The organism is Pseudomonas sp. CC6-YY-74 (assembly GCF_002025205.1).
Lineage (GTDB): Bacteria > Pseudomonadota > Gammaproteobacteria > Pseudomonadales > Pseudomonadaceae > Aquipseudomonas > Aquipseudomonas paeninsulae.
The window spans coordinates 834526-858036 of sequence record NZ_CP019947.1; the positions used below are offsets into that span (position 1 = coordinate 834526).

The 23511-nt window shown below is 63.6% G+C and carries 22 protein-coding genes and 1 pseudogene; 13 read left to right on the forward strand and 10 right to left on the reverse strand.

From position 1 onward, the window contains the following. Positions 1-41: 41 nt before the first annotated feature. The 5 genes and pseudogenes from B2D37_RS03995 to B2D37_RS24055 all read left to right on the forward strand — a co-directional run bounded on the left by B2D37_RS03995 (position 42) and on the right by B2D37_RS24055 (position 5433). The gene (locus tag B2D37_RS03995) at positions 42-1181 is read left to right on the forward strand and encodes a homogentisate 1,2-dioxygenase (protein WP_079201499.1); all 1140 of its coding nucleotides are present in this window, start codon (positions 42-44) and stop codon (positions 1179-1181) included. Positions 1182-1256: 75 nt separating this feature from the next. Then, positions 1257-2240: a fumarylacetoacetate hydrolase family protein gene (locus B2D37_RS04000; protein WP_079201500.1), complete on the forward strand. Its 984-nt coding sequence runs from the start codon at positions 1257-1259 to the stop codon at positions 2238-2240. Positions 2241-2377: 137 nt separating this feature from the next. Then, a complete protein-coding gene (gene maiA / locus B2D37_RS04005) occupies positions 2378-3019 on the forward strand; it encodes a maleylacetoacetate isomerase (protein WP_079201501.1) in 642 nt (213 codons plus the stop codon). 1370 nt (positions 3020-4389) lie between these two features. Then, a pseudogene (locus tag B2D37_RS24050) lies at positions 4390-4575 on the forward strand (HAMP domain-containing protein); the annotation flags it as partial. Then, on the forward strand, positions 4570-5433 hold the full coding sequence (locus B2D37_RS24055) for a methyl-accepting chemotaxis protein (RefSeq protein WP_371915441.1): 864 nt from the start codon (positions 4570-4572) through the stop codon (positions 5431-5433). The pseudogene B2D37_RS24050 and the gene B2D37_RS24055, both read left to right, overlap by 6 nt. Positions 5434-5523: 90 nt before the next feature. On the opposite strand, the gene B2D37_RS04015 is transcribed toward B2D37_RS24055, so the two are convergent. From B2D37_RS04015 to B2D37_RS04025, 3 genes are all read right to left on the reverse strand, one after another. Further along, positions 5524-6612 carry a metal-dependent hydrolase gene (locus tag B2D37_RS04015; RefSeq protein WP_079201503.1) on the reverse strand — a complete coding sequence of 363 codons (1089 nt, stop codon included), beginning with the start codon at positions 6610-6612 and terminating at the stop codon, positions 5524-5526. Positions 6613-6742: 130 nt separating this feature from the next. Next, a complete protein-coding gene (locus tag B2D37_RS04020; protein ID WP_079201504.1) occupies positions 6743-8647 on the reverse strand; it encodes a bifunctional diguanylate cyclase/phosphodiesterase in 1905 nt (634 codons plus the stop codon). Positions 8648-8653: 6 nt separating this feature from the next. Next, the gene (locus B2D37_RS04025; RefSeq protein ID WP_079201505.1) at positions 8654-9172 is read right to left on the reverse strand and encodes a hypothetical protein; all 519 of its coding nucleotides are present in this window, start codon (positions 9170-9172) and stop codon (positions 8654-8656) included. A 329-nt stretch (positions 9173-9501) separates the two neighbouring features. Between B2D37_RS04025 and arfB the strand changes: the two genes are divergently transcribed. Further along, a complete protein-coding gene (gene arfB / locus B2D37_RS04035; RefSeq protein ID WP_079201507.1) occupies positions 9502-9915 on the forward strand; it encodes an alternative ribosome rescue aminoacyl-tRNA hydrolase ArfB in 414 nt (137 codons plus the stop codon). 128 nt (positions 9916-10043) lie between these two features. Here arfB and B2D37_RS04040 read toward each other — a convergent pair whose 3' ends face one another. After that, positions 10044-10685 (reverse strand): cation transporter, encoded by a 642-nt coding sequence (locus B2D37_RS04040; protein ID WP_079201508.1) that lies wholly within the window; start codon positions 10683-10685, stop codon positions 10044-10046. A gap of 63 nt (positions 10686-10748) precedes the next feature. On the opposite strand from B2D37_RS04040, the gene B2D37_RS04045 reads away from it, so the two are divergent. Together B2D37_RS04045 and B2D37_RS04050 are read left to right on the forward strand one after the other, a co-directional pair. Continuing rightward, positions 10749-11171 carry a MerR family DNA-binding protein gene (locus tag B2D37_RS04045; RefSeq protein ID WP_079201509.1) on the forward strand — a complete coding sequence of 141 codons (423 nt, stop codon included), beginning with the start codon at positions 10749-10751 and terminating at the stop codon, positions 11169-11171. A gap of 131 nt (positions 11172-11302) precedes the next feature. Further along, positions 11303-12199, forward strand: coding sequence for a LysR substrate-binding domain-containing protein (locus B2D37_RS04050; protein WP_079201510.1), 897 nt, complete (start codon positions 11303-11305; stop codon positions 12197-12199). Here B2D37_RS04050 and B2D37_RS04055 read toward each other — a convergent pair. The 6 genes from B2D37_RS04055 to gap form a co-directional block, all read right to left on the reverse strand. Next, positions 12196-12711, reverse strand: coding sequence for a DoxX family protein (locus tag B2D37_RS04055; protein WP_079201511.1), 516 nt, complete (start codon positions 12709-12711; stop codon positions 12196-12198). The two genes, B2D37_RS04050 and B2D37_RS04055, sit on opposite strands and share 4 nt — an antisense overlap. After that, a complete protein-coding gene (locus B2D37_RS04060; protein ID WP_079201512.1) occupies positions 12708-13487 on the reverse strand; it encodes a DUF2063 domain-containing protein in 780 nt (259 codons plus the stop codon). Before B2D37_RS04060 ends, B2D37_RS04055 begins: the two co-directional genes overlap by 4 nt. Continuing rightward, positions 13484-14386: a DUF692 family multinuclear iron-containing protein gene (locus tag B2D37_RS04065; RefSeq protein ID WP_079201513.1), complete on the reverse strand. Its 903-nt coding sequence runs from the start codon at positions 14384-14386 to the stop codon at positions 13484-13486. The genes B2D37_RS04060 and B2D37_RS04065 overlap by 4 nt, the downstream gene beginning before the upstream one ends. 123 nt (positions 14387-14509) lie before the next feature. Beyond that, on the reverse strand, positions 14510-14824 hold the full coding sequence (locus B2D37_RS04070) for a DUF2282 domain-containing protein (RefSeq protein ID WP_079201514.1): 315 nt from the start codon (positions 14822-14824) through the stop codon (positions 14510-14512). 299 nt (positions 14825-15123) lie between these two features. After that, positions 15124-15588: a methylglyoxal synthase gene (locus tag B2D37_RS04075; RefSeq protein WP_079201515.1), complete on the reverse strand. Its 465-nt coding sequence runs from the start codon at positions 15586-15588 to the stop codon at positions 15124-15126. Between the two features lie 174 nt (positions 15589-15762). Next, positions 15763-16764: a type I glyceraldehyde-3-phosphate dehydrogenase gene (gap, locus tag B2D37_RS04080; RefSeq protein ID WP_079201516.1), complete on the reverse strand. Its 1002-nt coding sequence runs from the start codon at positions 16762-16764 to the stop codon at positions 15763-15765. 135 nt (positions 16765-16899) lie between these two features. On the opposite strand from gap, the gene edd reads away from it, so the two are divergent. From edd to B2D37_RS04105, 5 genes are all read left to right on the forward strand, one after another. Beyond that, entirely contained in the window at positions 16900-18726 is a 1827-nt protein-coding gene (gene edd / locus B2D37_RS04085) for a phosphogluconate dehydratase (RefSeq protein ID WP_079201517.1), read from the forward strand. Continuing rightward, positions 18723-19700 (forward strand): glucokinase, encoded by a 978-nt coding sequence (locus B2D37_RS04090; RefSeq protein WP_079201518.1) that lies wholly within the window; start codon positions 18723-18725, stop codon positions 19698-19700. Before edd ends, B2D37_RS04090 begins: the two co-directional genes overlap by 4 nt. Positions 19701-19818: 118 nt before the next feature. Then, a complete protein-coding gene (locus B2D37_RS04095; RefSeq protein ID WP_079201519.1) occupies positions 19819-20547 on the forward strand; it encodes a response regulator in 729 nt (242 codons plus the stop codon). After that, a complete protein-coding gene (locus B2D37_RS04100) occupies positions 20540-21985 on the forward strand; it encodes an ATP-binding protein (RefSeq protein ID WP_079201520.1) in 1446 nt (481 codons plus the stop codon). Before B2D37_RS04095 ends, B2D37_RS04100 begins: the two co-directional genes overlap by 8 nt. A 170-nt stretch (positions 21986-22155) precedes the next feature. Then, a complete protein-coding gene (locus tag B2D37_RS04105; protein ID WP_079201521.1) occupies positions 22156-23409 on the forward strand; it encodes an ABC transporter substrate-binding protein in 1254 nt (417 codons plus the stop codon). The last annotated feature ends 102 nt before the right edge of the window (positions 23410-23511 follow it).

Sequence of the window (23511 nt, forward strand, 5' to 3'; positions counted from 1 at the left end):
TAACCCACCCTACAAAAGCGTGCATCGAGGAGATACCGGCCATGAGCCGTAAATGGATCAGCTTCCCCCTACGCGAAGGCGAGTGCTCGCGCCAGGCGCACTGCGATTTTCCCGAGGGCACCTACGAGCGCGAGATGGGCCGCGAGGGCTTCTTCGGTCCGACCGCGCACCTGCACCACAAGCATCCGCCGACTGGCTGGATCGACTGGCAGGGGCCGTTACGCCCGCACGCCTTCAACTTCAACGAGTTGTCCAGCGAACGCGATTGCCCGCTGGAGGCGCCGCTGACCCTGCACAACGCCGATATGAAGCTGCGCGTGTGGAAGACCCACGGCGCCATGCGTCACCTGGTGCGCAATGCCGATGGCGACGACCTGCTGTTTATCCATGAGGGCGCGGGGCACTTCTATTGCGACTTCGGCCACCTGGAGTACCGCGACGGCGATTACCTGGTGATTCCGCGCGGCACCGCCTGGCGCATCGAGACCCGCGCGCCGACCTTCATGTTGCTGATCGAGAGCAGCGATGGCGCCTACCAGTTGCCGGACAAGGGTCTGCTCGGCCCCCAGGCGATCTTCGACCCGGCGGTGCTCGAACATCCGAAACTGGACGATGCCTTCAAGGCGCAACAGGATGAGAACACCTGGCAGCTGCGGATCAAGCGGCGCAACCAGGTCAGCACCGTGACTTACCCCTACAACCCGCTGGACGTGGTCGGCTGGCATGGCGACAACACCGTGGTGCGCCTCAACTGGCGCGATATTCGCCCGCTGATGAGCCACCGATACCATCTGCCGCCGTCGGCGCACACCACCTTCGTCGCCAATGGTTTCGTGGTCTGCACCTTCACCCCGCGGCCGGTGGAGACTGATCCGGGGGCGTTGAAAGTGCCGTTCTATCACAACAACGACGACTACGACGAAGTGCTGTTCTACCACCGCGGCAACTTCTTCAGCCGCGACAACATCGAGGCCGGGATGGTCACCCTGCACCCCTGCGGCTTCCCCCACGGCCCGCATCCCAAGGCGCTGAAAAAGAGCCAGGAGGCGCCGGCCACCTTCGTCGACGAGGTGGCGGTGATGATCGATGCCCGCCGCGCCTTGGAGATAGACCCGGCCGCCGCGCAGGTCGATGTGCCCGAATACGTCAACTCCTGGCGTGCGCCGGGCCAAGACAGCTGAGGAAGGGCGCGCACTGCGCAGCAGAACCCTGACTGAAATCTGTGGTGCGCAAGGCGCACCCTACGAGGTTTGACCATGAAACTCGCATCATTGAATCAAGGCCGCGACGGTCTGCTGGTCGTGGTCTCCCGTGACCTGAGCCGCGCGGTAAAAGCGCCGGCGATTGCCGCCACCCTGCAAGCCGCGCTGGATCACTGGGCTGACTGCAAACCCAAGCTGGAGGCCCTGTACCAACGTCTCAACGACGGCCTGTGCAACGATGCCTTCGCTTTCGAGCAGAGCGCTTGCCACAGTCCCTTGCCGCGGGCCTACCATTGGGCCGACGCTAGCGCCTACGTTAATCACGTCGAGCTGGTACGCAAAGCGCGGGGGGCCGAGATACCGGAGAGCTTCTGGCACGACCCGCTGATGTACCAGGGTGGCGCCGACTGCTTTATCCCGCCGCAGGCACCGATCCGCATGGCCGACGAGGCCTGGGGCATCGACCTGGAGGCCGAGATCGCGGTGATCACCGACGACGTGCCGATGGGCGCCACTGCCGCCGAGGCCGCGCAGCACATCCAGTTGCTGATGCTGGTCAACGACGTGTCGCTGCGCAACCTGATACCCGGCGAGTTGGCCAAGGGCTTTGGCTTTTACCAGAGCAAACCGTCGTCGAGCTTCTCGCCGGTGGCCATTACCCCGGACGAATTGGGCGATAGCTGGAAAGACGGCAAGGTGCATCGACCGTTGGTCTCGCACATCAACGAGGTGCTGTTCGGCCAGCCGGATGCCGGCACCGACATGACCTTCAACTTCCCGACCCTGCTGGCCCATGCCGCCAAGAGCCGGCCGCTGGGCAGCGGCAGCATTATTGGTTCGGGCACGGTGTCGAACTACGACCGCAGCGCCGGCTCGTCCTGTCTGGCGGAGAAACGCATGCTGGAAATCATCGAGCAGGGTGAGGCCAAGACACCCTTCCTCAAATTCGGCGACCGGGTGCGTATCGAGATGTTCGATGCCGCCGGCCACAGCCTGTTCGGCGCCATCGACCAGGCTGTGGAAAAGTATCAGCCGTAGGATGGGTTGAGGCGCGTAGCGACGATACCCATCGAGCGCAGGGATGGGCATCGCTGCGCTCAACACCATTCGACGGTCTGCACGCGCATCGCCGGGACGCCGGACCGCAGCAAACTGGCTCTACAGGGAGAATTGTCATGCTGACGCTGTATAGCTACTGGCGCTCCACCGCCGCCTACCGGGTGCGGATCGCCTTGAATCTCAAGGGCCTGGCCTATCAGCAGGTGCCGGTGCACTTGGTCAGGGACGGCGGTGAGCAACACTCGGCCGAGTACCGGGCGCTCAACCCGCAGGAGTTGGTGCCGTTGCTGGTCGATGGCGAAGCCAGGATCGCCCAGTCATTGGCGATCCTCGAATACCTGGAAGACGTGTATCCAGTGCCGGCGTTATTGCCGGCCGATCCGGCTCAGCGTGCTCAGGTGCGGGCGCTGGCCTTGCACATCGCCTGCGATATCCATCCACTCAACAACCTGCGCGTGCTGCAGTACCTGTCCGGGCCGTTGGGCGTGGCTGATCAGGCAAAGGATGCCTGGTACCGCCACTGGGTGGACCTGGGCCTCGCTGCGGTGGAGCAGGGACTGGCGGTTTTCGAGGGTCGCCTGTCCCTGGGCCAGCGCCCCGGATATCTGGAAGCCTGTCTGCTCCCTCAGCTGTACAACGCTCGCCGTTTTAACTGTGCGCTCGATGCGTTCCCGCGCATCCTCGCCATGGCGGCGCGCTGCGAAGCCCTCGAGGCCTTCAAGCAGGCCGCTCCCGAAGTGCAGGCCGACGCCCCGTGATCTTGGCCGCGTGTCCAATTACCTGACGTCGCGTTGGATGCCGCAGCCCGCCGGACGATGAGCCGGTTCGTGGTCATCGGGGAAACAGCCAGAGGCGCCCGACACTGAGAGGTCGTGCGCCTCTTTCTTTATGCGGCGTGATTCACTCAGACGGATATTTGGCGTCGGTAGAGTGGCGAGTAGCCGCCACTTGCAGAGTTCACTCGGCGGAAAGTCGCCGACAAAGGCCCTGGCAAGGACTGGGGCGATGGCTTGGTGCGATTGGCCGTGTCGCCTTGCAGGGCTCTAGCCCAATGGTTTTCGCCAAGCTGTCGGCTATAAAAGCGCTAAGGACTAAAGCTGGCACACGGGTTGCGATGCTCCAGGCTTGCAAAATCGATGTCATGCCCCCGCATGCCAGCCACACCGCCTCCCTGAGGCGGGTCGGCGTGTCGAATAACAATAATGGAGTTGTGCTTATGTTGCAGTCTGCCGCCCGCCTGTTTACCAACCTTGCCGTCAGCAAGAAGCTGCTCTGCGGTTTTACCTTGGTATTACTGCTGACTATCGCGGTGACCGCCAGCGGCTTCATTGCGCTACAGAGCATTCTGCGAGGGCATGCGTTGGCTGGGCAACTGACGGCCGTGAATATGGAAATTCTTCAAGCGCGTCGGTTTGAGCGTGCGTTCGCCATCGAGCAAACTACCGAGAGTGCCGAGCGGGTGCGCGCGAGCCTGGCGACCGTGCAGGCGTTGCTGATTCAACTGGAGCAGGGCACCTCGGCGGCGCAAGCCAAGCATTACCAGACCATGAAGCAGGCGGTGGCCGATTACCTGAGCCAGTTCGACAGTTATGTCGACCTGCAGAACAGGGCGCGTCAGGCGCGCCAGGATATGGGCGCTGCCGCAGTCGAGACGCGCGGTCAATTCGAGTCGCTTGAACTGGACATGTACGACGCCGTGCGCGAGTTGCGTCTGCAAGGCGACAAACTCCGCGGTAGCGATCCGCTGACCCTGGCGGAAACCGCGTCCGGCATGAGCAAGCGCATGCTCGAGCTGCGTGATCAAGAGAGCTTATACATCATCGACGGTTCGGCCGAGGCTTTGGAGGAGTGGGCCTACATCAGCGAGGACCTGCAAAGCGTCGCGCGCAACCTGATGCTGTGGTTGAGCGATGAGCAGAAGGCCGCGATCGAAACGGCCTTGCAGTCCTTGACCACCTACCAGCGCTCCTTCGGTTATTACCAGCAGGTCCGCCAGCAGAGTCGCACCACCGAAACCGCGATGATCGAGCGGGCGCGGGCGGTGTTCAGCCTGGCCGAGGCGGCGAAAGTCGGCGAGGAGCAGCGTATGGCTGCCGCCAGTCGCCAGGCCATGCTGCTGCTCGCGAGCATGGGCGTGGCTGCGGTGATTCTCGGCCTGCTGGCCGCCTGGTTGATCACCCGTTCGATCGTCATCCCCTTGCGCCAGAGCGTGGCCTTTGCCCAGCGTATCGCCGACGGCGACCTGAGCCAGGATTTGCCGCTCGATCGCCACGACGAACTCGGCCAGTTGTTGGCGGCCTTGCAGGGCATGACCGGCAGCCTGCGCAATCTGCTCGGGCGCATTGGCGGCGGCGTCAGCCAGATCGCTGCAGCGGCCGAGCAGCTGTCGGCGATCACCGCGCAAACCAGTGCCGGGGTGCACAACCAGCGCCAGGAAACCGAGCAGACCGCCACCGCCATGCACCAGATGGCCGCCACCGTGCAGGAAGTGGCGCAGAACGCCGAGCAGGCGTCCATGGCCGCTCGCGATGCCGACCGCGAGGCGCAGCAGGGCAATCAGGTGGTGCAGCAGGCGGTGACGCAGATCGGCAATCTGGCGCTGGAGGTCGATCAGTCGGCCGCTGCGATGCAGGCGCTGAATCAGGAGAGTGCCCGCATCGGCGGCGTATTGGAGGTGATCCGTGCGGTCGCCGAGCAGACCAATCTGCTCGCACTGAATGCGGCCATCGAGGCCGCCCGGGCGGGCGAGCAGGGCCGCGGCTTTGCCGTAGTCGCCGACGAAGTGCGGGCGCTGGCGCGGCGTACGCACGATTCAACCGAAGAAATCGAAGGCCTGATTAGCAGTCTGCAGCGTATGGCGGGCGGCGCAGTCGAGCAGATGGAAAGCAGCCGCAAGCTGACCCAGGGCACCGTCACTCTGGCCGGTCAGGCGGGCGACGCCCTGGGCCGCATCACTCAGGCGGTGAGCACCATCGAACAGATGAACCAGCAGATCGCCGCCGCCGCCGAAGAGCAGAGCGCCGTGGCGGATAGCATCAGCGCAAGCATTACCCGAGTGCGTGATATCGGCGAGCAGAGCGCCAGTGCCAGTGAGCAAACCGCCGCCTCAAGCGCCGAGCTGGCGCGCCTGGGCGTTGAGCTGCAGGGCCTGGTCGCGCAGTTCCGTATTTGAGTAGCAGGCCTGCGCCTCAGGCGCAGCAACGGATGCGTAGGCCGATTAACTCCAGGGTAATCCGGGGATTTGCCTCCCGCTAAACCGCCCTCAGCAGTCGTCGCGCTCGGCGGCGCAGGTCTGCCGGGCGGCGCTGAGCTGGGGTTTGCCCAGTTCGCTGGCCCAGGCGGTCAGGGGCACCTGCAGATCCGGCTGCCAGATACGTCGCCACAGCACTTGCAGGCGTTGCAGGTCGACCCGCTCCATTGGCCAGCTCGCGATGTGCTGATTGACCTGCCAGGCGCCATTGTGGCGAACGGCGAAGTCGAAGCGGAAGGGATGGGTGCCAGTCATGCCCAGGCGCAGATCGGTGACCACCAGGTGCTCGTCGATCTGGTCGTAGCGCAACACGCCATCGGTGAACCAGGCCAGGCGCTGGTGCGCTGGCGAGTCCGCGAGTACCTCGGCCAGCGCAGTGCCACGCGGCATGCGGCTGAGCTGCGGCGGCTGTGGGTCGAACCAGCCGACCAGGGCTTCGTGGTAATCCGCGCCATCCAGCACGATCACGCGCCAGAGCAGGCTGTTGAGTGGCGTCGGGGTGCTGAACAGTGCTTCGGCCTGGATGCCCTGGCGCGCCAGTTGCGCCTCGACACGTTGCTCGGCCATGGATTTGCCGGCCAGAGTCGAAGCCAGATACAGGCTCGACAGGGCCAGGGCGACAAGTGGCGCCTTGGCCATTTTGTCGCGCAGGCCGAAGGCCAGTCCCAGTAGCACGGCGGCGATCAGCGGTACGGTGTAGAGCGGGTCGATGATAAAGATGCTCGACCAGGCCGTGGGTGTTGGCATCAACGGCCAGAACAGCTGAGTGCCGTAGCTGGTGAAGCTATCCAGCAGTGGGTGGCTGAGCAACACCAGCGCCACGCAGGCAAACAGGCGTTGCGTCGAGTAGCCCTGGTGCGGGCGAAAACGCCGCACCAGCCAGGTCAACAAGATCGCTACGCCGAAGAGGACGAACAGCGAATGGCTGAAGCCGCGGTGATAGGTCATCTGCGCCACGGCGTCGCCATAGTCGATTACTACGTCCAAGTCGGGCAGGGTGCCGAGGACGGCGCCATACAGCAGGGCCTTGCGCCCTTGCCAGCGGCCGAGCAGCGCGCCCTGAATGCTGGCGCCGAGCACGGCCTGGGTGATGGAGTCCATCGGTTGGTCGTCCGTTCTGTCGGGATGCTTAGATTACCTCCACAACAGTTGCTGCTGTTGCTCGGAAATCCCAGGCAACGATTTTGCCTGGGATGCGCCTGGGCCTATGCCGCGCGCATCTATCCGCTGCTTATTGCACCTGCAGGCGTTTCTTCAGCATGGGCCGGGCGAGAAAGTCAGCATGCCAGGTGATCAATGCCGGCACGGGCATGGGTTTGCCGTACCAATAGCCTTGGGCGTGATCGCAGCCGAGGTCGATGAGTTGCTGGGCATCGTTTTCATCCTCGATGCCTTCGCCGGTCACCGTGAACCTGAAGGTATGGCAAAGCTCGACGATACTGCGCACCACGCGCTGCAATTGTTGGTCGTGGCTAATGCCCTGAATGAACGACTTGTCGATTTTTATCCGTTGTACGCGCAGTTCGCGCAGGTAGGACAGCGACGAGTAGCCGGTGCCGAAGTCATCCAGTGCCACCGCGATACCTTGCTCATTGAGCTTGCGCAGGATGGTACGGCCGTCACTGAAGTTGGTCACGGCAATCGACTCGGTCATCTCCAAGACTAGCTGGTTGGCGCGGATCGGCGCCTCTCCAAGCCATTGCTCGATTTGCTCGGGCAGGCTGGCGGTAAATTGTGCCGGGGAGAGATTCACCGAAAAGTAAAGTGCCTCGCGCAAGCCCTGGGGCAAGCGGAGCAGATCCTGCTTGAGCCGCTGCAGGATCCACTCACCGAGTTTTTGCCCCAGCTGATTGTTCTCCGCCAATTCCACCACTTCCAGCGGCGAGATATAGCCCAGTGTCGGGTGGCGCCAGCGCAGCAGGGCTTCAACCCCGATGCTGGTGTCGGCCAGGCCGACAATCGGTTGGTAGTGGAGGCTCAGGCCCGATGACTCGGTTTGCGCCATCGCCTGCTTGAGATCGTCGAGCAGGGTCTGACTGCGCAGATAACGGTTGCTGATGTTTTCATTGAATACTTCCAGGCCTTTGTGTTTGCCCGCGCGCAGTTCACGCGCGGCCAGGGTGGCGAAGTAGTACAACTTCTGCAGGCTGAAACCGCTGTCGGGATTGAAGCTCAGGCCGATGCGCGTACCCACCTGAAACAGGTTTTTGTCGCTCTGGAAGTCGAAGCTCAAGGCGTAGGCAAGACTGTTCAGGACGCTGATCACCAGCTCTTCGGGAAAGCCCTGAGGAAAGGTCATGACGAACTCGTCACCGGCCATCCGGGCAATGAAGCTGCCTTGCGGTTTCAGCTGGTTGAGGGTTTCACCGATGCGTTGCAGTAGGCGATCGCCGGCCTCGTGGCTGATGCATTCATTGACCGCGCGAAAATTGCTCAGCTCGATTACCGCCAGGGCGCAGCAATTGGCGGTGCGGGAGTGGTTCTGCAGGGCTTGAAAACTGTTGCGGTTGGGCAGGTTGGTCAAGGGGTCATTGCGGCCCATGAAACGATTCTTCCGTGCCTCCAGGTAGAACATCAGAATCAGTCCGCCGCCACAGAACAGCAGGCCGAGCAAGAGCAAGTGGCTAAGGCGCTGGTTGTGGTGGATTTCGTCGATAATCCGCGCCGCTTCCGGGCCGGTGAAGTTGTTGATGATCACCTGGCGGATGGGTGTCAGGTAGCGATTGTAGCGTTCGATGGCCTGCTCGATCGGCGCGCCAGGCCGCAGGTCGGGGCTGAAGAGCAGTGCTTCATCGCTGCGCAGTTGGCTGAACAACTGTGCAACCATCTTACCGGCATTGAAGCGTTGACGGATGGCGCTGTTTTCCTGGCCGGAGAGAAAGGTCTCGAGACGGCTCCAGAGCAGGTCGTAATCCAGCTGCAGCTTTTCCTGGGAGGCGCCTCCAGCCTGGAACAGTTTCAAGGTGTTGACGAAGCGCAGGTATTCGAACTCCAGCTGGGCAAGCGACCAGGCGGAAAGCTGGATGCGCGCCGAGGTTATTTGCGAATTGCGCTGGTTGTAGACCAGCGAAGTCGCGATGCCAACGGCAAAGCCCAGGGTGATCAGCAGCAGGAACAGGCAGCGTAAGCGACGCATTGGCGTTTATCGGCCAATGTTCAGCGATTTGAGTTGCCAGACCATCGCCTGGTGATGCTCTTCCTTGTGCAGCTCAGGGAATTCGCTCAGCGGGTAGATGACCCAGATCGGGCCCTTGTCGCGCACACTCATGACCTTGCCATTCTTACGGGTTGCCAGGATCACCGGGTATTTGCGCGCGGCCGGCAGGCTCAACAGCATGCTGTAGTCGTTGAGGGCGGTGGCGTCGATGCGCTGGCCCTGGGCCTTGAGTTCGTCGAGTAGAACGCTGAGCCGCACGCCCTGGTAGCTGTCCTCCTGTTCAGTCCAGGGCGTCAGGGTTTTCACCTCCACCTGGGGCAGGGCATCGAGGCGCTGCAAGTCGAACAAGGCCTGGCCCTGTGGGCAACACCCCAGCTCTCCGATTACCGTCAGAATCAGGGGGTTTGCCGGAAGCGCCTGCCAGTCGTCTGCGGCATGCGAGGCAGGGCTTGCCAGGCAGAAGGGTAATAGCAACGGGATGAGGTGCTTGAGCAGTGATGGCATGCTGATAACCCGCTATCTGGTGGCGCATGAGGCCGATGGATGCCTGCATGTCCGGAGTTGTCGAGGTGGCGCTGATTGGCCGTTTGCGTAACCTGCAGTGCTCGCATGGGCACGCTATCAGGATGATGGCAGTATGCCATGACTTGCGCCGAATGCCCCGGTTTCGGGTGCTTTGTTTTGCCCGGTTACTGGCGAATGACTGCGGTTGTCCAGATTGCCGCCGGGGCGACTACTCGCCGGCGGTGGAACTGAAGAGTCGCGCTTACTTCGACCTCTTCCAGGCGCGCTTGGGTATATCCTGAGTGCCCTTTCTACCGAAGCCCTTTGCCATGCTGGTTATTTCCAACAGCGTTCACCTGCCCGACGCTGAAATCGAGTTGACCGCCATCCGCGCCCAGGGCGCTGGCGGGCAGAACGTCAACAAGGTCTCCAGTGCCATGCACCTGCGTTTCGACAGCCAGGCCTCGTCCTTGCCGGCGTTCTACAAGGAACGCCTGCTGGCGCTGCGCGACAGTCGCATCACCGCCGAGGGCGTGGTGATCATCAAGGCCCAGCAATACCGTACCCAGGAGCAGAACCGCGCCGATGCCCTGGAGCGGCTGGCCGAATTGATCCGCAATGCCGGTAAGACCGAGAAGGCCCGGCGCCCGACCAAGCCGACCTTCGGCTCGAAGAAGCGCCGTCTGGAAGGCAAGAACAAGCGCGGGACGATCAAGGCCGGTCGCGGCAAGGTAGATTTTTAGCGGGCAATGTTCTGTGGCTGACTTCGCCTGGCTACGCGCCCCGGCCTGGCCAGCGCGCGCTACTTTTGCAAACCCCCACTCGGTGACCGACAGCGACCGGCCAACTGGCCGAGGCATCACGCCGCTGCTCAAACCACGGCCTTGACCTCGGCTTCCTCGGCCAACTCCTGGCGAGCATGGCGCATCACCTGATAGGACGAAGTGACCGCCAGGCCGGCCATGAGGCTGGCGACCAGCAGGTCCGGCCAGGCGTTGCCGGTGCCGAATACGCCGAGGGCGGCGAACAGCACGGCGATATTGCCGATGGCATCGTTGCGTGAGCACAACCAGACGCTGCGCATATTGCTGTCGCCCTCGCGGTAGGCGTAGAGCAGGCCGGCCACGCCGACGTTGGCCAGCAGTGCCAGGGTGCCGACCAGTCCCATGGTGGTGGCGTCGGGCACCTGGCCGCTGAGCAGCTGCCAGATCGCCGCGATCAGCACACCGACTCCGAATACCAGCATGCACAGGGCTTTGAACAGCGAGGCTCTGGCGCGCAGGGTCAGGCTCATGCCCAGCACCAGCAGGCTGATGCCGTAGTTGCCGGCATCGCCGAGAAAGTCCAGCGAATCCGCCAATAGCGATACCGAATCGGCGCGTATGCCGGCAATGATTTCGACACCGAACATGCCCAGGTTGACCACCAGGGCCAGCCACAGGATTTTGCGGTAGCGTTTGGTGAGACGAGGGGTTGCACCGCTCGATGCGGTGTTGCAGCACTTGGCGCCCATTAAGCTTCTCCTGGAAGGGTATGGACGGTACGCTAAACCCTGTAGTTACTACGGAGTCAAGCCATGGGTAAGCCGCTGACCATCAGTGGGTTGAGCCGCGAGAGCGGGGTCAACCTGGAGACCATTCGCTTCTATGAGCGCAGTGAGCTGCTGCCGCCGCCCAGGCGCAGCGCCGCGGGCTACCGCCATTACGAAGAGGCGGATATACGCCGAGTGCGTTTTATCCGCCGTGGCCGCGAGTTGGGTTTCAGCCTGCAGGAGATTCGCACCTTGCTCGGCTTGACCGCCCAGCCCCACAGCCCCTGTGCGGAAGCCGACCAGTTGGTGCAAGCGCATTTGCTCACCATCGACGCGCGGATTCGCGATCTGCAGAAGATGAAAACGGAGCTGAGCAAGCTCGCTGGCTGTACCAGCGCCGAGGCCGAGCACTGCCGGCTGCTGGAGGCCCTGGACAGCCGCGATTGCTGTGCCGGTGAGGGCGGCTAGACGGGGTAAGCGCCAGCAGGGCAATGGGCATGACAGGGACTTCAGGGGAACTGTGAGGTGCGCAGTGTCGCCGGGCTATTCATGCGGGAAAATAGGATTTTAGGCCTAATATATTTGACTAATATGCACGAATGAAAACGACCCTCGATGAGTTGCTGGCCTTTGTCAGCGTGGTGGACAGCGGTTCTATTAGCGCGGCGGCCGAGCACCTGGCACAGACCGCATCCGGCGTCAGTCGCGCCTTGAGCCGGCTGGAACAGAAGCTGGATGTCACCCTGTTACGCCGCACCACCCGGCGTCTGGAGCTGACCGAGGAGGGCCAGGCCTTTCTCGCCCAGGCGCGCAAGATCCTCGATGCGGTCGAGAGTGCCGAAGAGCAGATGAAGGTACGCCGGCAGAAACCCGCCGGGCGTTTGCGGGTGAATGCCGCCGCGCCGTTCATGCTGCATGTGGTGGTGCCGCTGATTGCGGGATTTCGCGCGCAGTACCCGCAGATCGAGCTGGAGTTGCACAGTAGCGAGCAGATCATCGATCTGCTCGAGCAGCGTACTGATGTGGCCATCCGCATCGGTACGCTGCGCGATTCGACCCTGCATGCCCGCCCGTTGGGCAGCAATCGCCTGCGCATCCTCGCCAGCCCGGCTTACCTAGAGGCTCAGGGCACGCCGCACAGCGTCGAGGCGTTGCGCGACCACAGCCTGCTCGGCTTTACCCAACCGGACAGCCTCAACCAGTGGCCGCTGCGCCATCCGCTTGGCGATGCCCTGGCGATCAGTCCCAGTCTGTCCGCTTCCAGCGGCGAAACCCTGCGCCAGTTGGCCCTGGCCGATGCCGGTATCGTCTGCCTGGCCGACTTCATGACCCACGCCGACCGCGTGCGCGGCGAGCTGGTGCAGATCCTGGCGCAGCACACGGTCGAGGTGCGCCAGCCGATTCACGCGGTCTACTACCGCAATACCGCATTGGCGTCGCGCATCACCTGTTTTCTCGATTACCTCAGCGACCGGTTGGACGGTCAGGCGGATTAGCCGACGAGGCCATAGCGCCGGGCAATCAGGTGGTCGATGGACAGTACCCCCGGACCCTTGGCCGCGAGCAGCAGCAATACGGCCGCCCACACACCATGGGTCGGGTAGGCATCGGGATAAACGAACAGCTGAATGACCAGGGTCATACCGAACAGGGCCAGCGCGGAGAAACGGCTGGCCAGGCCAAGCAGGATCAATAGCGGAAACAGGTGCTCGCTGAAGGCGGCCAGTTGCGCCGCCAGTTCGGCCGGCAGCAACGGCAGCCGGTATTCTTCCTCGAACAACGGGATGGCCGAAGCGGAGAGACTCGGCAGGCCGAATTCGTAAGTGCCTTCGAAGAGATCGATGGCCAGGCCTTCGATCTTGGTCTGCCCGGATTTCCAGAAGGTCGCGGCAATCGAGAAGCGGGCGAGGAAGGCGACCAGGCTGTAGGGAATCAGCTTGCACAGCTCGATCGCGCGGGCAATCAGGCGAACCGGGGGGGCGAGGCGGGTCAGGGCGTGGTCGGTCATGGCAGTGGCCTTTGCTTGTCGTATGCACAGTGGGTAATTGCGCCTGCGCGCAGCAGGTAAGTCAGGCAGGCGCCGAGGTCGAAACCCGCGTCGAGGGCGAGGGCGCGTTGCGCCGCGTGGCCGAGGGGCAGTCCCTGTTGCAGCGTTTGCAGGAACAGGGCGTCGCCTGGGCGGATGCCCAGCACTTCGACCTCCAGGCCGTTGCGCAGCACCAGGGCGCATTGCGCCTGGTAAGGGTCTACCTCGGCAAGCGCCAGCGCGCCTTGGTGGGCGGCCCACAGTGAGACCACCGCGAAGGCTGATTCGAGCAAGTTGCACGAGGGGTGCAGCTGGAGCAGCAAGCTGGCGAGGCTGTCCGGCGAGGCCAGCGCCTTGGCCAGCACATCCGCTGCCAGGGGCGCGGCGTCGGCCGCGTGGTAGGCGCGGATGCGCAGCAGTTCGAGGCGCGCCACGTCCGCCAGATACGGCAGGCTGCTGGCGGGGGCAAACGCCTCGATGAACTCGGGGAGGCCGGCGCCATAGTCGGCCAGGATGCACGTGCGCGGCGGTGATTGGCGCACGTAGAGGGCCGCCATGGCGCGGAAGAAATCCTCGCCGACCAATTGCTGCACCACCGGAAAACTGGCGGCCAGGGCGTCGATCAGCGAACTCAGGACGTTGTTGCGGTAGACGGCGAAGCGTGCCGCCGGGTCCGAGCCGTTCCAGGTTGTCAGCTGCGCCGGGCAGTCCCGCTCGGGATCGAGCAGGGCGGCGACAAAATCTTCTTGGCTGTTCATGCCGTGATCTGCCGTCGAGTCGGGCGAGCCGCCTCGAGCAGCATCTGCGCGCGCTGCGCTTCCTGCACCAGTACCTCCAGGGGCGGGATGGCATTGTCCCGCTCGAGCAGAGTCGGGGTCGCGCCGATCAGCTGCAGGACCTCCGTGTACAGCCGCCATACGGCAGCGTCGACAGGTGCGCCGTGATTGTCGATCAGCAGGCGATCGCCTGCCGCGTCACGGTCTTCGGCGAAGCCAGCGAGGTGGATTTCGCCGACCGCGTGCAACGGCAGGGCGCGCAGGTAGGCCTGCACGTCCCAGTGATGGTTGATGCTGGAAACATAGGCATTGTTGACGTCCAGCAGCAGGCCGCAACCACTGCGGCGCACGACTTCACCGATAAACGAGGCTTCGTCCATGCTCGAGTTGGCGAATTCGACATAGGTCGCCGGATTTTCCAGCAGCAGTTGGCGCTGCAAACGGCTTTGCACCTGATCGATATGCTCGCAGACCCGGCTCAGGGTCGCGGCGTCGTAGGCAAGTGGCAGCAGGTCGTTGAGAAACACATCGCCATGGCTGGACCAGGCCAGGTGTTCGGAAAAGGCCTGTGGCTGGTAGCGCTCGAGCAGCGTGGCCAGGCGCTCGAGGTGCTCGCGGTCGAGCGCTTGGTTGGCCCCGATCGACAAACCGACGCCGTGAATCGACAGTGGGTAGCGCTCGCGGATCAGGCCCAGGTAATGGTGGAAAGGCCCGCCCGCCACCAGGTAGTTCTCGGCATGCACCTCGAAGAAGCCGACTGCCGGGCTGCTGTCGAGGATCTGCTGGTAATGCTGCGATTTGAGACTGATACCGGCCCGGCAGGGAAGCTGAGGGCCAGGCGCAGGCGCGTTGTTGCTAGCGTGGACTGGCGAGACGGTCATCTTCGGCGCTCCAGCAGGGGGCAGAGGTTGTCAGCATAGCGAACGTCAGCGCGAGGCCGACTCCATGCCGTTACGGCAAGGTGCATGGAGTCGCTCGCAGTAGGCGAGAGTTTTCCCAACCTATCAGGACGTCTTCATTTCCTTGAAGGCTTCGAGCTGGCCGAAGCCGGTCGACGAGGCTGGCGAAGCGGTCTGCTCGCAGGTGCCCTGGGGCACATATTTCCAGGCGTTGCCCTGGTAATCGACCTTGGAGGTGCCGGCACAGGTGGTGCCAGGGCCTGCAGCGCAATCGTTCTTGCCCTTCATGGCGATGCCGAAGCACTTCTCGTTCTCTGCCGCCTGGGCGGTCAGAGGGGCGCTGGATATCGCCAGGGCAGCGCCCAGGGCAAGGGCGAGCGCGGCGGCCGAAACAACGGTATGGGAAGTGGTGATGTTCATCTGAGTAGCTCCGATTTAGCGATTGATGTAGTTCACTAGTGCTCGTATGGAATGGTATGCCGCACCGAGCGTTTCGTCTTGTCCGCGGTTGCCATTCTTGCTTATAGAGACGCAGCGGCTGTGGTTTTGTTACAGCCACGTGCGAACAAGAACGCACCCATAGCGTTGTATTGGCTGGGGTGTGGCAACTTTTCTGGGGGGTGACTTGATCTATGAGGGTGTGGCCTAGGGCGCCGCGCCCTGGCGACGCCGCGCGGTGTTGAGGGCCTGTGCCGCGGGAGACTTGCGGCGTGTGCCCGCTAACTGCGGGCGGCGAGGTAGGCGCTGTAGTCGGGGATTCGGTAGTCGTGGGCCTGATCCAGCAGCGCGCTGCTGAGCATGTAGTCAGCGCTGCTCTCGGTGCAGGCCACCGGGATATTCCATACCGCCGCGACCCGCAGCAGGGCCTTGATGTCCGGGTCGTGGGGCTGCTGCTCGAAGGGATCCCAGAAGAACACCAGCATGTCCACGCGCTGCTCGGCGATGCGTGCGCCCAGTTGTTGGTCGCCGCCCAGCGGGCCGCTGAGCATGCTTTCGATCGGCAGGTCCAGGCGCCGACCGAGCAGCAGGCCGGTGGTGCCGGTGGCCAGCAAGTGGTGCCTGGCCAGTTTGTCGCGCTGGCGTTCGCTCCAGTCGAGGAGGAACTCCTTGCAGTGGTCGTGGGCAACCAGGGCAATGCGTTTGCGCTCGGGCAGGGTGGCAGTGGTGAAGCTGATACGGCTCATGCTGGGGGGTCCTTATCAACGATGAAACTGTGGCTTCTGACTTCTCTAATTGCAGAAAACCTAGCGAGCGATGGCCAGGCAAGGCGGTGGCTTTGCAAAAAAAGCGCAGTGGACGACTGTACATGAGCATTTTTTGCGCAGGCTTCAGCGCCGCATGGTCGAGCGCAGTAGTTTTCAGGGGGCTTCGCACAGGGCCAGGCAGGTATCGAGCATCCTGTTGGAGAAACCCCACTCGTTGTCGTACCAGGCCATGACTTTCACCAATTTGCCGCTGACCTTGGTGTGGTTGGCGTCGAAGATCGACGACAGCGGGTTATGGTTGAAGTCGCAGGAGACCAGCGGCAGGCTGTTGTAGCCGAGCACCGGCGAGCGCTGGCTGGCGGCCTGGAGCAGGGCGTTGATTTCATCGCTGCTGGCTTCACGCTTGACCTGCAGGGTCAGGTCGACCAGCGAGACGTTGATCACCGGCACCCGCACGGCCATACCGGTCAGTTTGCCAGCCAGTTCCGGCAGCACCAGGCCGACCGCTTCGGCGGCGCCGGTCTTGGTCGGGATCATCGACTGGGTGGCCGAGCGCGCGCGGTAGGGGTCGCTGTGGTAGACGTCGGAAAGGTTCTGGTCGTTGGTGTAAGCGTGGATGGTGGTCATCAGGCCGTGCTCGATGCCCAGCTCGCGTTGCAGCACCTGGGCCACCGGGGCCAGGCAGTTGGTGGTGCAGGAAGCGTTGGAGATTATCTGCATGGACTGGCGCAGAATGTCGTGATTGACGCCATAGACGATGGTGGCGTCGGCGCCCTTGGCCGGTGCCGAGATGATCACCTTGCGTGCGCCGGCGGCGAGGTGGGCGGCGGCCTTGGTGCGCTCGGTGAACAGCCCGGTACATTCGAAGACCACGTCGACCTTGAGCGCCTGCCACGGCAGGTCGGCCGGGTTGCGAATGGCGCTGACGGCGATACGATCAGCGTTGACCGTGAGGCTTTCGCCATCGCTGTCGACGCTGCCGTCGAAGATCCCATGCACGCTGTCGTACTTGAGCAGGTGGGCATTCATCGCGCTGTCGCCGAGGTCATTGATGGCCACGACCTGCAGCTGTTGGCGGTAGTCTTGGCTGTAGAGCGCGCGGAGCACGTTGCGGCCGATGCGGCCAAAACCGTTGATTGCGATGCGGATAGTCATTGGTGAGGCCCTAGCCTGATTTTGTTGTTGGAATTACAAGATTATGCTCGTAAATATAGAAATCAAGTGTTTTTAGTGGCAGTATTTTTGTATTAAGTACAAAATATTGCTATTCGCCAGCCTGGAGTCAACCACATGCATCCCCGCGTACTTGAGGTAACCGACCGCCTGATCGCCCGCAGCCGCGCCACGCGCGAGCCCTACTTGGCGATGATTCGCGCGGCGGCCAGTGAAGGCCCGCAGCGCGGCAAGCTGCAATGCGCCAATTTCGCTCACGGTGTGGCCGGCTGCGGCAGCGAAGACAAGCAGACCCTGCGCCTGATGAATGCGGCCAACGTGGCGATTATTTCTGCTTATAACGACATGCTTTCGGCCCATCAGCCTTACCAAGACTATCCCGAGCGGATCAAGCAGGCCCTGCGCGAGATCGGCTCGGTCGGCCAGTTCGCCGGCGGCGTGCCGGCCATGTGCGATGGCGTGACCCAGGGCGAGCCGGGCATGGAGCTGGGCATCGCCAGCCGCGAGGTGATTGCCATGGCCACCGCGGTGGCGCTGTCGCACAACATGTTCGACGCCGCGTTGTACCTGGGCATCTGCGACAAGATCGTGCCCGGTCTGATGATGGGCGCCCTGCGTTTCGGTCATCTGCCGAGCCTGTTCGTGCCGGCAGGACCCATGCCGTCCGGGCTGTCGAACAAGGACAAGGCCGACGTGCGACAGCGCTATGCCGAGGGCAAGGCCAGTCGCGACGAGCTGCTCGAGGCCGAGATGGCCGCCTATCACAGCCCCGGCACCTGCACCTTCTACGGCACCGCCAACACCAACCAATTGCTCATGGAAGTGATGGGCCTGCACCTGCCGGGCGCCTCCTTCATCAACCCCAATACGCCGCTGCGTGATGCCCTGACCCGCGAGGCGGCGCAGCAGGTGACCCGCCTGACCAAGCAGAGCGGGCAGTTCATGCCGCTCGGCGAGATCGTCGACGAGCGCTGTCTGGTCAATGCCATCGTCGCCCTGAGTGCCACCGGCGGCTCGACCAACCACACCCTGCATATGCCGGCTATCGCCCAAGCCGCGGGGATTCAGCTGACCTGGCAGGACATGGCCGATCTGTCGGCCGTGACGCCGACCCTGGCCCACGTATATCCCAACGGCAAGGACGATATCAACCATTTCCAGGCCGCTGGCGGCATGGCCTTCCTCATTCGCGAGCTGCTCGATGCCGGGCTGCTGCATGAGAACGTCAACACCGTGGCCGGTCATGGCCTGAGTCGTTACACCCGCGAGCCCTTCCTCGACGACGGCCAGTTGGTCTGGCGCGACGGCCCGAGCAAGAGCCACGACGAAAGCGTGCTGCGCCCGGTGGCCAATCCCTTCTCCGCGGAAGGCGGTCTGCGCCTGATGCAGGGCAACCTCGGCCGCGGGGTGATGAAGGTCTCCGCCGTGGCCCTGGAGCACCAGTTGGTCGAGGCCCCGGCATTGGTGTTCGAGGATCAGCAGCAGCTGGCCGATGCCTTCAAGGCCGGCGAGCTGGAGCGTGACTTCGTCGCGGTGATGCGCTTCCAGGGCCCGCGCAGCAACGGCATGCCGGAACTGCACAAGATGACCCCGTTCCTCGGCGTGCTGCAGGACCGTGGCTTCAAGGTGGCGCTGGTCACCGACGGGCGCATGTCCGGCGCCTCGGGCAAGATCCCGGCGGCCATCCATGTCTGTCCCGAGGCTTACGGTGGCGGGCCGCTGGCGCTGGTGCGCGACGGTGACCTGATTCGCCTCGACGGTCACACCGGCGAATTGGTGCTGCTGGTCGACGCCGCCGAACTGGCCGCGCGCGAGCCGGCGGTCGGCACCCTGGACAATGCCGTGGGCTGCGGCCGTGAGCTGTTCGCCTTCATGCGTCAGTCCTTCAGCTCGGCAGAGCAGGGCGCCTGTGCCTTCACCACGAGCCTGGAGTCGCTGAAGTGAAACTGGCCCTGGTCGGTGACATTGGCGGCACCAACGCGCGTTTCGCCCTGTGGCGCGACGAGCAGCTGGAGTCGGTGCGGGTGCTGGCCACCGCCGACTATCCGGGGCCGGAACAGGCGATCCGCGCCTACCTGAGCGAACTCGACCTAGCGCTTGGCGCGGTCGATTCGGTGTGTCTGGCCTGCGCCGGTCCGGTCAGCGGCGACCTGTTCCGCTTCACCAACAACCACTGGCGCATCAGCCGCTCGGCCTTCTGCCGCGAGCTGCAGGTGCGCGAGTTGCTGCTGGTCAATGACTTCTCCGCCATGGCCTTGGGCATGACCCGCTTGCGTGATGACGAGCGGCTGCAGGTCTGCCCCGGCGTGGCAGAGTCGGATCGCCCGGTAGTGGTGATCGGCCCGGGCACGGGTCTGGGCGTCGGTACGCTGCTGGCGCTGGATGACGGCAGCTGGCGGGCTTTGCCCGGCGAGGGCGGGCATGTCGACTTGCCGATCGGCACTCCCCGCGAGGCCGAACTGTGGCAGCACCTCTATAGCCAGCTCGGTCATGTGCGCGCCGAGGATGTACTCAGCGGCAGTGGCTTGTTGCTGCTCTATCGCGCCATCTGCACGCTGGATGGCCATGCAGCGCGCTTGAGCTCGCCAGCCGAGATTACGGCGGCGGCGCTGGCTGGCGATGCAGTGGCAGCCGCAGTGCTGGAGCAGTTCTGCTGCTGGCTCGGTCGCGCCGCCGGCAACAACGTGCTGAGCCTGGGCGCGCGCGGCGGGGTGTATATTGTCGGCGGCGTGGTGCCGCGCTTTGCCGAGTTGTTCCTGGCCAGCGGCTTCGCCCGCTGCCTGCGCGACAAGGGCCGCATGAGCGATTACTTCGCTGGCATTCCGGTGTGGTTGGTGACGGCCGAGTATCCAGGGTTGATGGGCGCGGGCGTGGCCTTGCAGCAGGCGGTTGGACGGTCTTCAATGCTGCCCCTGTAGGAGCGGCCCATGGCCGCGAAATCGTATGGCAGGCCGCGGATCGCGGGCATGGCCCGCTCCTACAGGGGGCTATCTACATGCCTTTTTCGGGAATGCATAACAACAAGGACGGTGGACCATGAGCCAGCCCGGAAAATCCATTCTGCTGGTCGATGACGACCAGGAAATTCGCGAACTGCTGCACACCTACCTGAGCCGTGCCGGTTTTCAGGTGCGCACCGTCGGTGACGGTGCCGGGTTTCGCCAGGCCCTGTGCGCCGAGTCGGCGGATCTGGTGATTCTCGATGTGATGCTGCCCGACGAGGATGGCTTCAGCCTGTGCCGCTGGGTGCGCGAGCATCAACGTTTTGCCCAGGTGCCGATCATCATGCTCACCGCCAGTTCCGATGAGACCGACCGGGTCATTGGTCTGGAATTGGGCGCCGACGATTATCTCGGCAAACCGTTCAGCCCGCGCGAGTTGCTGGCGCGGATCAAGGCGCTGCTGCGCCGTGCGCATTTCACCCAGGAGCGCGGCAGCGAGGTGCTGGCTTTCGATGAGTGGCGTCTGGATATGGTCAGCCACCGGCTGTTCCATACCGACGGCGAGGAGGTGATCCTCTCCGGCGCCGACTTCGCCCTGCTCAAGCTGTTTCTCGACCACCCGCAGCAGATCCTCGACCGCGATACCATCGGCAACGCCACCCGCGGCCGCGAGGTGATGCCGCTGGAGCGTATCGTCGATATGGCGGTCAGCCGCTTGCGCCAGCGCCTGCGCGATACCGGCAAGCCGGCTCGGCTGATCCGCACCGTGCGCGGCAGCGGTTACCAGTTGGCCGCAGCGGTCACGCCCCATAGCCATGTTTAGCCTGCGCAAGCTGCTGCCGGTACCGCGCTCGCTGCTCGGGCGCATGTTGCTGCTGACCCTGCTGGTGGTGTTGCTGGCCCAGGCGCTGTCGAGCCTGATCTGGGTTTCGCAGTTGCGCGCCAGCCAGATGGACGGCTTGCTTGCCAGCTCGCGCAGCCTGGCGCAGTCAATGGCCGCCAGCGTCAGCTATTTTCGCTCCTTGCCCCTGGGCTACCGGCCCCTGGTCCTCGACCAACTGCGCAATATGGGCGGCACGCGCTTCTTCGTCTCGCTCAACGACAAGCCCCTGACTATGCAGGTGCTGCCGGAAACCCCACGCAAGCGCGCGGTGCTCAATGCGGTCGATGCCACCCTGCGCGAACGGCTGGGCAAGGACCTGGACCTGTTGGTGCAGTTCGTCAATCCAGACGATTTGCGCATCTTCAACAGCGCCTTGAAGCTCGACGAACTGCCGCGTTCCTGGGCGCATTACGCCTTGAGTCTGGAGCCGCTCAATCCACCGGTGCTGGTGACGCAGATCCAGATCGCTCCGGGGGAGTGGTTGTACCTCGCCTCGCTGCTGCCCGAGCCCTATGCCGGCCTGGAGCAGCAGGGGCTGCCGGCTCAGCAACTGTGGTTCATCATTCTCACCAGCAGTTTTCTGCTGCTGTTCATCGGCATCCTGGTGCACTGGCAGAGTCGCCCGCTCAAACGCCTGGCTCTGGCGGCGCGGGATATGTCGCTGGGTAGCGAGGTCGAGCCGCTGGCCGAGGCGGGTGGCAGCGAGGTGGTCGAGGTCAGTCGTGCGTTCAATTCCATGCGCGAGCGTATCGGTCGCTACCTGCGTGAGCGCAGCCAGTTGTTCAGCGCCATTTCCCATGATCTGCGTACACCCATTACCCGCCTGCGCCTGCGCGTCGAGTTGCTCGACGACGAAGCCGTGCAGGCCAAGTTCAGTCGCGATCTGGATGAGCTGGAGATGCTGGTCAAGGGCGCCCTGCAGTGCGTCAAGGACACCGACATTCACGAAAATATCGAGCCGGTCGACCTCAACCTGTTGCTCAATTATGTGGTCGAGCCTTTTCTGGCACCGGCCGGCAATGGTCGGGTGACCCTGGATGGCCAGGCGTGCGCGGCCTATCCCGGTAAACCCCTGGCGCTCAAGCGCTGCATCGGCAATCTGGTGGACAACGCCCTGAAGTACGGGCAGAACGCTCACCTGCATATCGAGGACGATGGCCAAGCCTTCGTCCTGCATGTCGACGATGAGGGGCCTGGTGTGCCCGAGCAGCGCCTGGAGCAGGTGTTTGAACCGCATTTCCGCCTGGCCGGGCAGCAGCAGGGCTATGGCCTGGGCCTGGGCATCGCACGCAACATCGCCCACAGCCACGGCGGTGAGGTGAGCCTGCGTAACCTGCGCGAGGGCGGCCTGCGGGTGACCCTGAGCTTGCCGCGATGATGGGGATCGTAGGGCGTGTTGCGCGCACCCTGCGATGTTCGTGCTTTGTAACCAGCCTGTGACCTTTGCGCATCCCTTCGTTACCCGCCAGGCACCCGGCCTTGGTTAGACTCGATTCCAGCGCAAGCACCAGACTTGCCCGTGAATAACAACAAGAAAGGAACCTGCTCATGAATGCGATTTCTCGCCTGGCCACTGCCGTTTCCCTCGCTTATCTGCTGCCCCTGACAGCCCTCGCCGGTGAAGTCGAAGTACTGCATTGGTGGACCTCCGGTGGCGAAAAACGCGCCGTCGATACCCTGCAAAAACTCATCGAAGACCAGGGCCACAGCTGGAAAGACTTCGCCGTCGCCGGTGGTGGTGGTGAAGCGGCCATGACCGTGCTCAAGACCCGCGCAGTTTCCGGCAATCCGCCCGCTGCCGCGCAGATCAAGGGCCCGGACATTCAGGAGTGGGGCGAGCTGGGCTTGCTCGCCGAACTCGACGACGTCGCCAAGCAGCAGCAGTGGGATACCTTGCTGCCGCCGCAGGTGATCGACGTGATGCAGTTCGGTGGCCATTACGTGGCGGTGCCGGTCAACGTGCACCGGGTCAACTGGTTGTGGATCAATCCCGAGGTGTTTGCCAAAGCCGGCGCCACCGCACCGACTACCCTCGACGAATTGTTCATCGCCGCCGACAAGCTCAAGGCCGCCGGCTTCATGCCGCTAGCGCATGGCGGCCAGCCTTGGCAGGACAGCACCGTGTTCGAGGATCTGGCCATCGCCGTGCTCGGTCCCGAGGACTTCAATAAGGCGTTCGTCGACTTGGACGAGAGCGTCCTGACCAGCGCCAAGATGGTCGAGGTATTCGCCGCCCTGCAAAAATTGCACGGCTATGTCGATGCCAATGCCGCCGGGCGCGACTGGAACAGCGCCACCGCCATGGTGATCAACGGCAAGGCCGGCATGCAGATCATGGGCGACTGGGCCAAGAGCGAGTGGACCGCTGCCGGCAAGGTCGCCGGCAAGGACTATCAGTGCCTGCCATTCCCCGGCACCCAGGGCAGCTTCGCCTACAACATCGACTCCCTGGCGATGTTCAAGTTGGGCGACGCGGACAATCGCAAGGCCCAGGAAGACCTGGCCCGCACCATCATGGCGCCGGAGTTTCAGGAGTTCTTCAACCAGAGCAAGGGCTCGATTCCGGTGCGTACGGATATGGACATGAGCAGCTTCGATGCTTGCGCGCAGCAGTCCATGCTCGACTTCAAGGCGGCTGCCGCCAGCGGTGGTCTGCAGCCGAGCCTGGCCCACGGCATGGCCGCCTCCAGCTATGTGCAGGGCGCGGTATTCGACGTAGTGACCAACTTCTTCAACGACCCCAAGGCCGACCCGAGCAAGGCTGCCCAGCAGTTGGCCGCGGCGATCCAGGCCGTGCAGTAAGTCAGCCCAGACCGCCGGTGCGCCGGCGGCTATCGTAGGGCGGGTTACACCAGCCAGCTTAAATCTCTTCCCCCCGGCGTGTGCCTCAAGGTGCGCGCCACG